The following is a 14,106-nucleotide window of genomic DNA, read 5'->3' as shown; positions in this document are numbered from 1 at the left end:
TAAAAAGTAGAAAACATATGAAGGGAGCTTTCTATTGAGAACGGATTATTTAACAGTAAAATGTTATGGAGAACATGAAATTGTCATACAGAAGTCCCGCTTCATCGCGTATATTGATCGGGTTGAAAATGAAGAAGATGCGCAAGCCTTTATTCAAAAAATTAAAAAGCAAAATTGGAATGCAACTCATAATTGTTCAGCATATCTAATTGGTGAACACGATCAAATACAAAAAGCAAATGACGATGGAGAACCAAGTGGTACAGCTGGAGTTCCCATGCTTGAAGTATTAAAAAAAAGAAATATTAAAGATACGGTAGTTGTTGTTACAAGATATTTTGGTGGCATTAAGCTTGGTGCAGGTGGTCTTATTCGCGCTTATTCTAAAGCTACCTCTGAAGGATTAAATGCAACGGGTATTGTCGAAAGAAAATTGATGCGCATTATGCATACTTTTATCGACTACACTTGGATTGGTAAGGTAGAAAATGAATTACGCTCTTCTATCTATGATGTAAAAGACATCCATTATCTTGACCGTGTAGAAATAGAAACATATGTCCAATTCGGCCAAGAAGATGCGTTTCAAGCATGGATGACAGAATTAACGAACGGCCAAGCTGAAATCACTGAAGGGGAAACCCTTTACTTGGAAAAACTTGTAAATCAATAGATGATAAACCTACCTATAAAGGAGAAAATTATGAAAAAGGATACACGAGTCAATAAGGGCAAAGGTAAAAAGAAACGTAAATGGCTCTGGGTCGCTACACCACTACTCATTATTTTAGCCGTTGTTCTCGTATTCGGCTTTCACTTAACAAATAAAATTGCGGATATGACAAACGCAGCCCATCAACAATTAGAACGTGGAGATAAGTCAAATAAGCGAATTGAACCAGTATATCCTGGTAAAGACAATTTCTCTGTTCTTTTTATCGGTGTTGATGAACGTGAAGGAGAAAGAAAAAGTCGATCAGATGTTTTACTATTAGCAACATTTAACAAAAATGATCATTCGATAAAAATGTTAAGTTTGCCTAGGGATTCACGTGTACAAATTCCAGGACATTATGAAACCAAAATTAATACGGCTCATTTCCTTGGCGGGGTTGATTTAGCAGTTGAAACGGTTGAAGAATTACTTGATGTACCTGTTGATTATTATGTCAAACTAAATTTTGATGCATTCATTGATGTTATCGATGCACTTGGAGGCGTTACGGTTGATGTCCCATTTACCTTCTCAGAAATGGATAGTAAAGACCATAAAAACGCCATTACTCTTCACAAAGGTACACATACGTTAAATGGTGAAGAAGCACTTGCCTTTGTCCGCATGCGTAAAAAAGACCCATTAGGTGACTTCGGGCGTAATGAACGGCAAAAACAAGTGATCCAAGCAATCATTGAAAAGAGCGCATCAATCTCTTCTATTAATAAATATGATGATGTATTAGATAATATTGGTGACAATTTGACGACGAATTTAACATTCCAAAATGTCGTTGCACTTCATCCCTATGCAAAATCGATTTCATCCATTGAGTCAATGAAATTAAAAGGGCACGATCTTAATATTAATGGCGGATATTATTTTGGTTTAGATCCTGAGTCTGTTGCAGATACTTCTACAATTTTAAAAGAACATCTTGAAATATCAACTACTGATACCGCCAGCAGTGCTAGTGACGAATAAACCGGTCCGAAAATTGGATCGGTTTTTTTTGTTTTGTTCCTATCTATGACTTTTCCCTTGGTTGAATCCCTTTCCGAGATCGCTGCATCCGCCAATACTCAAGCACTCGTAAAATCGGTTTGTAGTTTTTATTAATTAACCCGAGTTTCTCAATTAATAATTCTAACGCTAAAATGATGATACATAGTAGAAAAAAAGACCCCCAGATGGTCGTCATTGAAAATACAAAAGCGAACATGGCAAACATCGCACTAAGACAATAAATTAATAATACTGCTTGCCGATGAGAAAACCCTAACTCTAACAATCGATGATGTAGATGTGACTTATCCGCTCGGGAAATCGGTTTTCTATTCACAAGGCGACGAATAATCGCAAAAACTGTATCCGAAATTGGCACACCTAATATTAATAGTGGCACGATAAATGTGATAAAAGTGATATTTTTAAATCCTAATAAAGATAATATACTAATCATAAACCCGAGAAATAATGCACCTGTATCCCCCATAAAAATTTTTGCTGGATAAAAATTATATGGTAAAAACCCGATAATTGCTCCGATTAAAATAACAGCCATTGGTAATACATACAAATCTCCCATAAAGTAAGCCATCCCTGCCATAGCAATCATTGCAATTCCGGTCACACCGGCACTTAATCCATCTAATCCATCAATTAAATTAATGGCATTTGTTACCCCCACAATCCATAGAAATGTAATAGGAACCGTCAACCACCCTAATTGTAAACTCCCGTTAAAAGGTAAATTAATAAAATGAACAAATAAATTCCCATAAAAAATAACAACTGCCGCTGCTAATATTTGTCCAAAAAACTTAACCTTTGGAGACAATTCATAACGATCATCTAATATGCCTATAATAATAATAATCATACTCCCAATTAAAATGGATACATGGGCAGGATGAGATGGCTTGACGAACCAAACCCCTACTAGAAAACTAAAATAAATGGCGAGTCCTCCTAATAGTGGGGTTGGGACTTTATGAACTTTCCGGTAATTAGGTATATCTACAATACCAGATTTCTTCGCTAGTTTTATAATCATAGGAGTAAATAGAGATGAGGTTAGTATAGAAATGAGGAAACTTTGAAGAATCATGACTATCCCCCGATCTTTTACAATGGACTATCATACGTATCTGTGCTTTTGAATAGCTTACCCCCGTACAGGGAAAATTATCCGTAAACGTCTCATTTGTATGGAGGAAGTCCACAAAAATAAAAGACTGTCTCTCAACAGTCTTGATTGTACTTTTATATACTATTTACAATTTCTAGTTTTAATGCTTGTATAAACGATTTTGTTGGTATTCAAAAATAAGTTGGTCTAATTCTTGGCTTTTTAAAATGGCATTGCTAGATAAGAATCCTTCAGTTTGGACGCTAAGAACTAATTCTTTTCTTTTTTCTTCAATTTTCATCATCATTAACTCAGAATAGGAAATGTTCACCCTAACCCCCACCCTATCTTTTCGCTCACTTTTCTTTTTCTTTATAATTTTTAAGCGCCTCGACATACAAGATGTTGTATAAAACCATCTATTATACATACTATACCTTGTTTTTAAATGATTATCAATATTTTTGAGTAAATAACTAGTGACATTTTACTAATTACTAGAATTGTTTTCAAGTGTTTATTGTCTTTACTACATCCTATTTGCTATAATAAATTTAATTACTGTCGATTGTAATATTTGGTATACATATTAAGGGCAAAACCATTGAAAGATGGTGACGCAAAGCTAGAGGGACTACAGTGTTGGTTGAATTCACAACACTATGTTAGCCAGCTGCTAATGTATAAACCTTCTATTTACTTGGGAGAGGTGCCTTATTTTGTATACAAAAGCAGTTAAGTGGTTAACGATTGGTGATATTTTAGCTGAAGATATTGTAGTTAATAACAAGATTGTTTTTACTATTGGTACAGTCGTAACATTGGGGACAATTTTGAAATTACAATCATTCGGCATTCAATACGTAAAAGTTTCCTCTTCACCCTTTCTAACATCTAAAGTAGACGATGTAGTAAATGGAGATGATTATAACCGAATTGAAACGATATTTTATAACTTCATTATTCAAAATAATAAAAATTTTCGGTATTCTCTCTTATTAGAAGAGGTTGAAAATCTAAAATTTATCACCAATCAAGCGATTAACGTAACTAATGAAGAAATACTAAACTTACTCGCCGCACTAAAGTCATGGGATATTTACTCACTTAATCATGTCGTTGATGTGTTTATTATCGGATCACTATGGATGCGTGATCTTGGACTTCATCCAAACCTTGAGGATAGTACAGGCCTTTTACTCCATGATATTGGAAAAATTAAAATTCCCAGAGATATTTTGTTGAAAAAAGGGGCGTTAACATCCGATGAATTTAATACGTTAAAGCTACACACCATCTATGGTGCAGAAATCTTAAAACAACTGAATTACCCAAATACGGTTTATGAAATGGCCATGTATCATCATATCCGCTTAAATGACAGCGGTTACCCGAAACCATTTCCTGAACAACTAGACGATCGGGTGAAAATGTTAATGATTGTGGATGTTTTTTCAGCACTTACATTAGATCGCCCTTATCGTGAAGCTTTTAACTTCCAAGATAGTATTAACATTTTACTATCTGAAAAGGATGGATTTGATAAAGACCTATTACATCATTTTGTCGAATTCATCGGAAGAAATTTGACGTTAACTACATTATTATAAAATTTCCTTATTTTGACCTCATAAAGGGGTCTTTTTTTATCCATCCTAAGAAAGAATCTATTTTCAAATTTATCCGCTGTATTAAATTGTTTACATTATTTTTATCGAAATTTGTTTTAATTTGATGAAAGTTGTTGTATGATTTTGATAGTTACGTTTTCAATATTTAAATCTAGATAAAAGAGAAAGCATGTATGGAGGGAATATTTTGGAAAAAAGGGAAAGACGGCCAAAGAAAAGAAAATGGCTACGATATACGTTAATTGTCCTTGCAGTAGTTCTCATCGGCCTTTTTGGTTACTTATACTCAATCTACCATTCTTTTACAAAAGCAGTAGATAATATGCATACACCTATTCGTGAAACATCAGAGAAACGAACACAAGACATTACATTAAAGAATAAAGATCCATTTTCTGTACTTTTACTTGGGGTCGATCAACGGAAAAATGACCGTGGGCGTTCTGATACCATTATCGTTATGACGGTTAACCCACGAAAAGAATCTATTGAAATGGTCAGTATTCCACGGGATACAAGAACGGAAATTGTAGGACGTGGGACAGTCGATAAAATCAACCATGCCTATGCATTTGGTGGCGTTGAGATGTCCATGGATACAGTTGAAAACTTTTTAGACATTCCAATTGATTACTTTGTCCAAGTGAATATGGAAGGATTTAAAGAAATCGTAGACTCTGTTGGTGGTGTAACTGTAAATAATGATCTGGACTTTACGTACGAGGGCAAACATTTTCCAAAGGGACAAATTACTTTAAATGGAAATGATGCATTAAAATTCTCACGGATGCGGAAACAAGATCCTCGTGGTGACTTCGGTCGGCAATTACGACAACGACAAATTATTGAAGCAGTTGTCCGTGAAGGTGCTAGCTTAAAATCATTAACGAACTATGGCGATATTTTCTCTGCACTTGGGAATAATGTAAAAACAAACTTAACTTTTGACGAAATGGTTGATATTCAAGCAAATTATCGTTCAGCCGTGAAAGAGATTGATCAAAAACAATTAAAGGGTTCTGGTACAAAAATAAATAAAATTTATTACTTCGTCGTTCCGGATGAAGAACGGACAGCGATTCAAGATATGTTGAAAGAACATCTTGAGATTAAATAATATTGAAAAAGGTGCTTCAATGATAGAGCACCTTTTTCGTATAGACTTTTATAAACTTAAGCACGAATCCATTTCCAAATTTCTCCTGGCGTTGCATTTTTTCCATATAATAAAATTCCTACTTTAAATATTTTCCCTGCTAACTTCATGAACAACCAGACACTTGCCGCAAGAATAACAAGAGAAATAGAGATTTCCATCCATGACCATTCATCCAACATTACCAATCGGAACAATAAGATAACTGGTGAAGTAAATGGAACATAAGACAATACTTGAGCAAGAACACCAGTTGGATTTGTTGCAACAGGACCCATAAAGAAGAATGAAATGAACGGAATCATAATAACTAAGCTTTGAAAATTACCTGCTGTTGAAATATCGGACATCGTTGCACCAATTCCAACAAAAATAGATGCGAACAACAAATAACCAAGTACCGCAATTAGTAAGAACAATAGTAATTCTGGTACAAATAAGTATTCAAATAGCGGGAAGTCACTTAGCTTCCATAAAATAAATGGAATACCGAAACCGATAAAGACAGCTACTTGAACAAGTCCAAGCACAAAGTAGCCAAGAATTTTCCCTTGCATTAGCTCACCTGGGGTTACGGATGAAAGAATAATCTCAGCAATTTTATCCTTTTTCTCTTGAGAGGCACTTTGGAAAATCATCATTCCAGAAAAAATGATAGAAAGAAGGATGACACCTGCAAAAACGCCTGGAACCACTCGCTCCATTAATTGAGTTTCTTCCCCTGCTTTTTCCGTCTCTGACTTATCTTTCAGTTCATCAACAGATATGGCTTGAATTGTCACAGGTTTTTCTATTGCCGTCAATTGTTCTTGAGTCAAGCCGAGTTGTTGAATTTGTATTCCTTTTATCGGTTCAGCAAGTATTTGTAATTGGCTAGATAACGTACTTGAAAAATCCTCACTCGTATAAAGTGGTAAATTACCCTTTGTAAACCCCTGTTCATTTATAAATAAATAGGCTGTATCTTCTTTATCCTCTAATTTCTTCTCTACATCAGACTCTTTTACATCCGTCTTTTTCAATTCGAATGGAAGATCATATTGTTTAACTGTAGCTTGTAAACTTTCAAAAACACCCATTTGATCATTTACATAGATTTTCCCTTCAGCACCATTATCAGAATCGTCGCCCATCATACTACCTAGAAAACCAAATAAAACAAAAATAATTGGCGTTAAAAACAAACTAATGATAAATGATTTATTTTTTAAGTTTCGTTTTATTTCCCATTTCGCAACTTTTATCGTATTACGCATGTTGTTCACCTTCTTCCATCAGTTCATTACCGAGTAGCAAATTTTTGTTCGTTGCCACATCAATAAATATTTCATGTAAAGATATTCGGTCCAGCGTCATTTCATTTACTTGTAGGTTTTCTGGTAAAGTTTTTAACCATATTGCTGGATTAATATCTTTTTCTAAATATAAAACAGATACATCCTCTTTCTGTTCAACCCTTTGTACTTGGGGAATATTTTCTAAATTCACCAAATCATTTTTACCACGGATGGTACATTTAAAGTTCGCATATTTTGTTTTCACATCATCTAACGTTCCGTAAATGATCTTTTGTCCCTGTTGAATCATAAATAAACGATCACACATTTCTTCAACAACATTCATTTGATGGGATGATAGTAAAATGGCTGTCCCTTTTTTTGCAAGACTATGTATTTCCGCTTTTAGTAATTCTTGACTAACTGGGTCAAGGCCAGAAAATGGTTCATCTAAAATTAATAATTCCGGTTCATGTAAAATAGAAGATATAAATTGAACTTTTTGCGCCATCCCTTTTGAAAGTTCTTCCATCTTTACATTTTCTTTTCCTTCAAGGTCAAACTTTTTTAAATAGTCGATTGCTCGCTCTTTTGCCTTTTTTGTTGGGTATTCTTTTAAATCAGCTAAATACAGGAGAATATCTAGAACCTTCACATTTTTATATAATCCACGTTCTTCTGGTAAATAACCAATTTTATTTCGAGGAATATCATTGTATCCATGAAAAATGACTTTCCCTTGATCCGGGTACATAATTCCCATAATGTTTCGGATTGTTGTTGATTTCCCTGCACCATTCGGACCTAATATTGCCATAATCTCGCCTTTACGTACTTCAAAAGAAATATTGTGAAGGACTTTTTTATCTTTAAATGATTTCTCCAGCCCCTCAACCGATAATAAAACGTCCATCTGACTGCCCCTTCCTTTTTCGAATAAAGATTTCATTATGTAGTAATGAAAATAAACTTTATAATAGCGGTAATAAAAAACCCCTATCTTATATTACGTATATCATAAGAATTAGTTTCATTTTTTTAAAGATTAATGGGAATATTTGTTATTTGTTTATCTTGTTAGTAAAACGAGCGATTCATATATACGATTTTAAGTCGTATCGTGGTCGAAATAAAATAAAGAAAAATTTAGCCGCTCAAGCCTTTAGCGAAACGAGAGCCGTAGTTCGTAGAAAAAAACCTTTGTGAGATAATGTTATCAAAATCTTTCTTATACACTTTATCGTATAGATCATAAAGAACTTGGTTAAACAGTCATCTAGAAGTGCTATAGATGACCATTTTGATTAAAATTTCCGTTAAATGGGCGTCTAGAAGTGCTATAGGCGACCATTTTGATTAAAAGCTCCGTTAAACAATCGTCTAGTGTGAGATAATCGCATTTAAAAAAGCCAAACCCCATTTACGAGATTTGGCTTTTCTCAAGAAGATTAAGATTCTAATAATAATCTTTCTGGATCCTCTAACATTTCTTTAATTTTTACTAAGAATGTGACAGCTTCTTTTCCATCGACGATACGGTGATCATAGGATAGGGCAATATACATCATCGGGCGAATCTCAATTTTCGTATTATTTTCGACAGCAATTGGACGATATTTAATTGAGTGCATTCCTAATATACCAACTTGTGGTGCATTTAAGATTGGTGTTGATAGTAATGATCCGAACGTTCCACCATTCGTAATCGTAAATGTACCGTCTTGCATATCTGCTAAAGTTAGTTTTGAATCCCGTGCTTTTTTCGCTAACTCAGCAATTTCTCTTTCAATTTCAGCAAAGTTCTTCCGATCAGCATCACGAACAACAGGTACAACTAAACCAGAATCCGTTGATACAGCGACTCCGATATTGTAATATTTCTTCACAAGAATTTCATTGTCGCGAATTTCAGCATTCAAGTATGGAATTTGTTTCAATGCGGCAACGACTGCCTTTGTAAAGAAAGACATGAATCCTAGTTTAACATCATGTTCTTTTAAGAATGCATCTTTCCGTTTCTTTCTTAATTCCATCACTGCAGAAAGGTCCACTTCATTAAAAGTTGTTAAAATGGCTGCTGTGTTTTGGACATTTTTCAAATTTTTCGCGATTGTTTGACGTCTTCTTGTCATTTTTTCAACGACAACGCGATCGTCCTGTGGCGCTGGTGCTGCTGATTTTGGTGCTGCAGCTTGTTGTTGTGGTGCTGCTTGTTTCGGAGCATTTGCAGCATTCACTACATCTTGTTTATTCACTCTTCCTAATGGATCAACTGTTGGTACTTGACTTAAATCAATGCCTTTTTCCCGAGCTAATCTACGAGCCGCTGGGGATGCAATTACATTTGCAGCAGGTGCACTTGGTGTTTCTACAGCCGGTGCTGCTTCTTGCTCTGCTTTAGCTTGTGGTGCTGCTTCTTTCGCTGGTTGAGCTGGTGCACTTTCTGCTGGATGAGCCGCTGCACTTGCCCCTTCCTCAACAATGGCTATTGTATCGCCCACATTCACTGTGTCGCCTTCTTCAAATAATGTTTCTTTCAAAACACCGTCATAGTCAGAAATAATATCAACATTTACTTTATCTGTTTCTAACTCTAGAATTGCTTCACCTTTTGCTACTTGGTCTCCTGGTTGTTTTAACCAATTTGATATTGTACCTTCAGTAATCGATTCTGCTAACTCTGGAACTTTTACTTCTGCCATTTTCTGTACACTTCCCTTTTTGTTTTTATGTCATTGAGTAAGTCCATACATATTAACGTCTGAACTTCCCCGTTTCTCCCAAATCGTAACATTTTCATAGTTTCCAAGTATCATAGTTATAACTATGTAAAACTTTGCACGTAAATCTACACATATCGAGTTACGCACATTTCTGTTAAAAAATTAAAAATGATTGGAAGGAGAAAGAACGGAATTATCTTCCTTTCTCCCTCATTTTACGTTAATTTACTTTTACAATGGCATCTTGTGTTAGAGCTTCCTGAACAATACGTTCTTGTTCTTTCTTATGAACTCGTGGATCACCTTCTGACGGACTAGCCATTGAAGGTCGACCGATATAAGAGACAGGCAAGTTACTTGGCACCAATTCTTGTAAACGAGGTGCAATATAACTCCAAGCGCCCATATTTTTCGGTTCATCTTGTGCCCAAACGATTTCTTTTAAATTTTTATACTTGCTTAAAATCCCTTTAATTTGTTCTTTCGGAAATGGATAGAGTTCTTCAACACGAATAACATCTAACCACTTATATTCTTCTGGTTTCGTTAAATGTTCTGCAAGCTCAATAGCTAGACGTCCTGTACTGAATACAACTCTTTCAACCTTCTCTGGTTCTGTACCGAGACCCGGTTGTTCAATAATGGACTGGAAGCTACCATTCGTAAATTCTTCAATATAAGAACTTGCTGTCGGATTCCGCAATAAACTCTTCGGCGTCATGATCACTAGTGGACGTATACATTCTGATTTTAACAACGCTGCTTGACGTCGTAAAATATGGAAATATTGAGCTGAATTCGATAAGTTAGCGACTGTCCAGTTATTTTCAGCTGCTAGTTGTAAAAACCGTTCTAATCTTGCACTTGAATGTTCAGGTCCTTGTCCTTCGTAACCATGTGGTAAGAGCATCACTATTCCTGATGATTCACCCCATTTTGCTTTTCCAGCAGAAATGAATTGATCGATAATTACTTGTGCACCATTAGCAAAATCACCAAATTGTGCTTCCCAAAGGACAAGTGTCTCTGGTGCAATGACACTATAGCCATATTCAAAGCCGAGAATTCCAGCCTCTGACAATGTACTATTGTGAATGGCAAAACTTGCATTAGCCGCTTCAAGATGTTGTAACGGTGTATATTTTTCACCTGTTTTCGTATCAGATAATACTGCGTTTCGGTGCGAAAATGTACCCCGCTCTGTATCCTCTCCTGTGATGCGGATTGGTGTACCATCTTTAAGAATGGTTCCAAAAGCAAGAGCTTCAGCATGTCCCCAGTCGATTTTCCCTTTCTTATCAAACACTTCAAGGCGACGTCCAAGTATTCTTTGAAGCTTTTTAAATACATTTAAATCTTCTGGCCAGTCAAGAAGTGCTTTATTGATATTTGTTAACGTTGCTTTATCAACGGTTGTATCTACAGTAGGAAAGTCTTTTATTGACCCTTCCTGCAGTTGGACGATTGTTTTTACTTCTTCCGCATTTTTATCGATACGATTATGCGCTTCCTTCAACTTATTCAATACCTTTGTTTCAATTTCCTTTGCTTCTTCTTCCGTAAGCGCCTTTTCTTCTAGTAATCTCTTCTTATAAACGCCAGTAACAGTCGGATGGGCCTTTACTTTATTGTACATAACTGGATTTGTCATCATCGGTTCATCTAATTCGTTATGACCAAGTCTCCGGTAACCAATTAAGTCAATGACAACATCCTTTTTAAATGTTTGACGATATTCAAAAGCTAACTTCATAACAAGTAAACTAGCCTCTGGATCATCCGCATTCACATGGAATACTGGAATGTCATATCCTTTCGCCGAATCACTTGAGTATCTTGTCGAACGGTACTCATGACCTTCTGTTGTAAAACCAATTGTGTTATTAGCAATTATATGAATTGTCCCACCTGTATGATAAGCTTCTGTACCCGCAAAGTTAAATACTTCATAGACAATTCCTTGACCTGCAAAAGCCGAGTCACCATGAACAATTACCGGAAGCGCTTTATTCACATCTTGTTTCGGTGCTCCCTTTTCAGTGCGATCGTCTTGGGCAGCACGGGCATAACCTTCTATAACAGCATCTGCAAATTCAAGATGGCTTGGATTATTTGCTAAAGTTACTTTTACAGTGTTGTCACCAATTTTCCGTTTGCGAACAGCACCTAAATGGTATTTCACATCTAATGTATGACCCATTGTTTCATAAAAGTCCGGATCATTATTTTCCCATTTAGAATGTTGAAACTGTGACAATAGTGCTTCATAAGGTTTTTCTAACACATGGGCAAGAACATTTAATCTCCCACGGTGTGCCATGGCAATCATGACATTCTCAATTCCTGTCTCGCAAGACAACTTCACGAACTCGTCTATAGAAGGAACAAGTGATTCTAATCCTTCAACGGAGAATCGTTTTTGCCCAACATACATTTTATGAATAAACTGTTCAAAGCTTTCTGCGGCAGCTAACTTCTCTAAAAGTTCAGCTTTTCGCTCATGAGGAAACTTTGTCACACCAAATTCTTTTTCAATTTTGTTTTGTATCCATTCTCTTTCTTTTACATCTGCAATATGTTGGAATTCAAAACCAACACTACCAGTATAAATTTCTTTTAAATATTGTATCGCTGATAAACCATCACTAAATTTCCCCTTTATTTCTGGACAAATTATATCAGCTGGAATTTCTCTAATATCAGCTTCAGATAAACCATAATAAGAAGGTGAAAGTAATTCTTGCTTTTGTTGTTGTTCTAATGGAAAAATATCTGCTTCTAAATGACCGTAAGTACGAATATTTTGTGCTAAATTTATGACTTGAACTAATTTTCTCATTTTGTTCAGCACATAAGTTGGTGATAGCCCCTCTGATGTTGCAATATTTGATACACCCACTTCTTCAACTCGCGGTTCACCCCATTTGGCAAATAATAATCGTAGACTCTCATCAACTTGGTCAGGTTTTTCTAAATATAAATCATATTGCTCAATTAAATAGCCCAAGTTAGGTCCACGAAAATCAAGCCAAGGGTTTCCTTCACTGATCATTACATCCACATCCCTGTTCATATAATAATTTTACATACCATATACAATTATACCTTACACGAGGTAAGCGTATACAGCATTACTTTGATTCTAATATAGCATATTTCGAACATATAAGAGAATGTTACGACTTATTAACACATTACTCGATAAACCGTATTATTGAAATCCATTCTGAATTAATACTATTACATAAATAATTAAAATTCTAGTATTTTGCCTTTGTTTTTGGCTTTATCTTCATTAGAAATTGTTATAAGTTATTGCTATTGCCATCAGTATGAATAATGCCCTGTGAATATGCTTTTTCTATAACTTTATACATCTTATTCACCTATGAAAATATGGTTGTTTATTATATTGATAAAATGTTTAAGGAATTAAGTGGAAATTTAAGAACGAAGATGGTTGCCGTATCTTTTTCTAGGGTAAAGTCCGTACAAACGAAATAAAAACCAATGAAATTCATTCAACAAAAAAAACATACTAACATTAGTAGAAGTGAAGGAAGGTCGAACAGCCCTTGGGACCAATAGAGAGTCCGTATCAAAAACAGACCTACTTCACAACCTTATTTGAATCAGTTTAGTATGTTGGGTCCTAGAGATCGTGTAAAAGAAAATGGAATCGATAAGGCACTGTGAAGGCTTCTATGGATGGCTAAAAAGGAGAAGAAAAATATGAAACATGTTGTAGCTTTTGATGTAAGTATGGGAAAAAGTGTGATGACGGTATATGACCGTTATAAACGATGTGAGTATGAAGGTGAGATTGAACATACACGTTCTAGCTTTCAATTGCTTCATGAGCGATTACAACAATTAAAAATTCTTGATGGACAAGCACCTGAAATTGTCTTTGAAGCGACAGGCGTTTATTCAAAAGGATTGGAGAAGTTTTTATGCGACCATGGGTATAGGTATAGCCGGATGAATCCATTAGAGGCAAACCTTCAAATGGCTTCCATGCGTCGGCATAAAACAGATAAGAGTGATGCACATGAGCTGGCGAAAACTCATTTTAAAATGGAACGGGACTATACATACCAACAGGATGAATACGATGAGCAGATTCGTGCGTTAACGCGATATTATGATGAGGTCGATACAAAAATCAATCATTTATGGAATCGGATGCATGCCATTTTACAACTCAGTTTCCCAGAGTTAGAGCAGATTATTACACCACGTTCTGCATTGTTTTTAAACATCGTGCAGCTTTATCCTCATCCGACGGTACTAATAGCGCATTCTAAAACGGTGATTCGCAACCGACTAAAAGACAATACACGAAAAAATCTTTCGTTAAAGCGTGCAGAAGAAAAAGCGATTATTTTATTAGAAGTTGCCAAAGAATCTTATCCAGCTATTTCCTCAACGGATGTTAGGTGTGAACAAGTAAAGGATTACGCAAAACGCATT

General features: G+C 35.5%; 11 protein-coding genes and 1 riboswitch. Of the genes, 5 read left to right on the top strand and 6 right to left on the bottom strand.

What is annotated here, in order from left to right; translation table 11 throughout:
• Positions 1-34: 34 nt before the first annotated feature.
• Together BN2144_RS07850 and BN2144_RS07845 are read left to right on the top strand one after the other, a co-directional pair.
• A complete protein-coding gene (locus BN2144_RS07850; RefSeq protein ID WP_033827738.1) occupies positions 35-673 on the top strand; it encodes a YigZ family protein in 639 nt (212 codons plus the stop codon).
• A complete protein-coding gene (locus BN2144_RS07845; protein ID WP_230199718.1) occupies positions 674-1,699 on the top strand; it encodes an LCP family protein in 1,026 nt (341 codons plus the stop codon).
• Positions 1,700-1,742: 43 nt separating this feature from the next.
• On the opposite strand, the gene BN2144_RS07840 is transcribed toward BN2144_RS07845, so the two are convergent.
• Together BN2144_RS07840 and BN2144_RS19490 are read right to left on the bottom strand one after the other, a co-directional pair.
• Entirely contained in the window at positions 1,743-2,825 is a 1,083-nt protein-coding gene (locus BN2144_RS07840) for a glycosyltransferase family 4 protein (RefSeq protein WP_187366984.1), read from the bottom strand.
• Between the two features lie 181 nt (positions 2,826-3,006).
• The gene (locus BN2144_RS19490) at positions 3,007-3,177 is read right to left on the bottom strand and encodes an aspartyl-phosphate phosphatase Spo0E family protein (protein ID WP_230199717.1); all 171 of its coding nucleotides are present in this window, start codon (positions 3,175-3,177) and stop codon (positions 3,007-3,009) included.
• 253 nt (positions 3,178-3,430) lie between these two features.
• A riboswitch (cyclic di-GMP riboswitch) is annotated at positions 3,431-3,527 on the top strand.
• Positions 3,528-3,565: 38 nt separating this feature from the next.
• Here BN2144_RS19490 and BN2144_RS07835 point away from each other — a divergent pair.
• On the top strand, positions 3,566-4,456 hold the full coding sequence (locus BN2144_RS07835) for an HD-GYP domain-containing protein (RefSeq protein ID WP_033827736.1): 891 nt from the start codon (positions 3,566-3,568) through the stop codon (positions 4,454-4,456).
• Between the two features lie 190 nt (positions 4,457-4,646).
• Complete coding sequence (tagU, locus tag BN2144_RS07830) at positions 4,647-5,594, top strand: polyisoprenyl-teichoic acid--peptidoglycan teichoic acid transferase TagU (protein ID WP_033827735.1); 948 nt, start codon at positions 4,647-4,649, stop codon at positions 5,592-5,594.
• Between the two features lie 56 nt (positions 5,595-5,650).
• On the opposite strand, the gene BN2144_RS07825 is transcribed toward tagU, so the two are convergent.
• The 4 genes from BN2144_RS07825 to BN2144_RS07810 all read right to left on the bottom strand — a co-directional run bounded on the left by BN2144_RS07825 (position 5,651) and on the right by BN2144_RS07810 (position 12,685).
• Positions 5,651-6,889, bottom strand: coding sequence for an ABC transporter permease (locus BN2144_RS07825; RefSeq protein WP_033827734.1), 1,239 nt, complete (start codon positions 6,887-6,889; stop codon positions 5,651-5,653).
• The gene (locus tag BN2144_RS07820; protein WP_033827733.1) at positions 6,882-7,823 is read right to left on the bottom strand and encodes an ABC transporter ATP-binding protein; all 942 of its coding nucleotides are present in this window, start codon (positions 7,821-7,823) and stop codon (positions 6,882-6,884) included. Before BN2144_RS07820 ends, BN2144_RS07825 begins: the two co-directional genes overlap by 8 nt.
• A gap of 535 nt (positions 7,824-8,358) precedes the next feature.
• Complete coding sequence (gene odhB, locus BN2144_RS07815) at positions 8,359-9,612, bottom strand: 2-oxoglutarate dehydrogenase complex dihydrolipoyllysine-residue succinyltransferase (protein WP_033827732.1); 1,254 nt, start codon at positions 9,610-9,612, stop codon at positions 8,359-8,361.
• A gap of 241 nt (positions 9,613-9,853) precedes the next feature.
• Positions 9,854-12,685 carry a 2-oxoglutarate dehydrogenase E1 component gene (locus BN2144_RS07810; RefSeq protein WP_033827731.1) on the bottom strand — a complete coding sequence of 944 codons (2,832 nt, stop codon included), beginning with the start codon at positions 12,683-12,685 and terminating at the stop codon, positions 9,854-9,856.
• Positions 12,686-13,365: 680 nt separating this feature from the next.
• Between BN2144_RS07810 and BN2144_RS07805 the strand changes: the two genes are divergently transcribed.
• Positions 13,366-14,106, top strand: a 741-nt coding sequence (locus tag BN2144_RS07805; RefSeq protein ID WP_033827730.1) for an IS110 family transposase, incomplete at its 3' end; no start/stop codon positions are given.

It is taken from the genome of Bacillus andreraoultii (assembly GCF_001244735.1).
GTDB classification, from domain to species: Bacteria; Bacillota; Bacilli; order Bacillales; family Caldibacillaceae; genus Caldifermentibacillus; species Caldifermentibacillus andreraoultii.
Note: the sequence above shows the minus strand (reverse complement) of the source record. Positions and strands in the feature narration are given on the sequence as shown.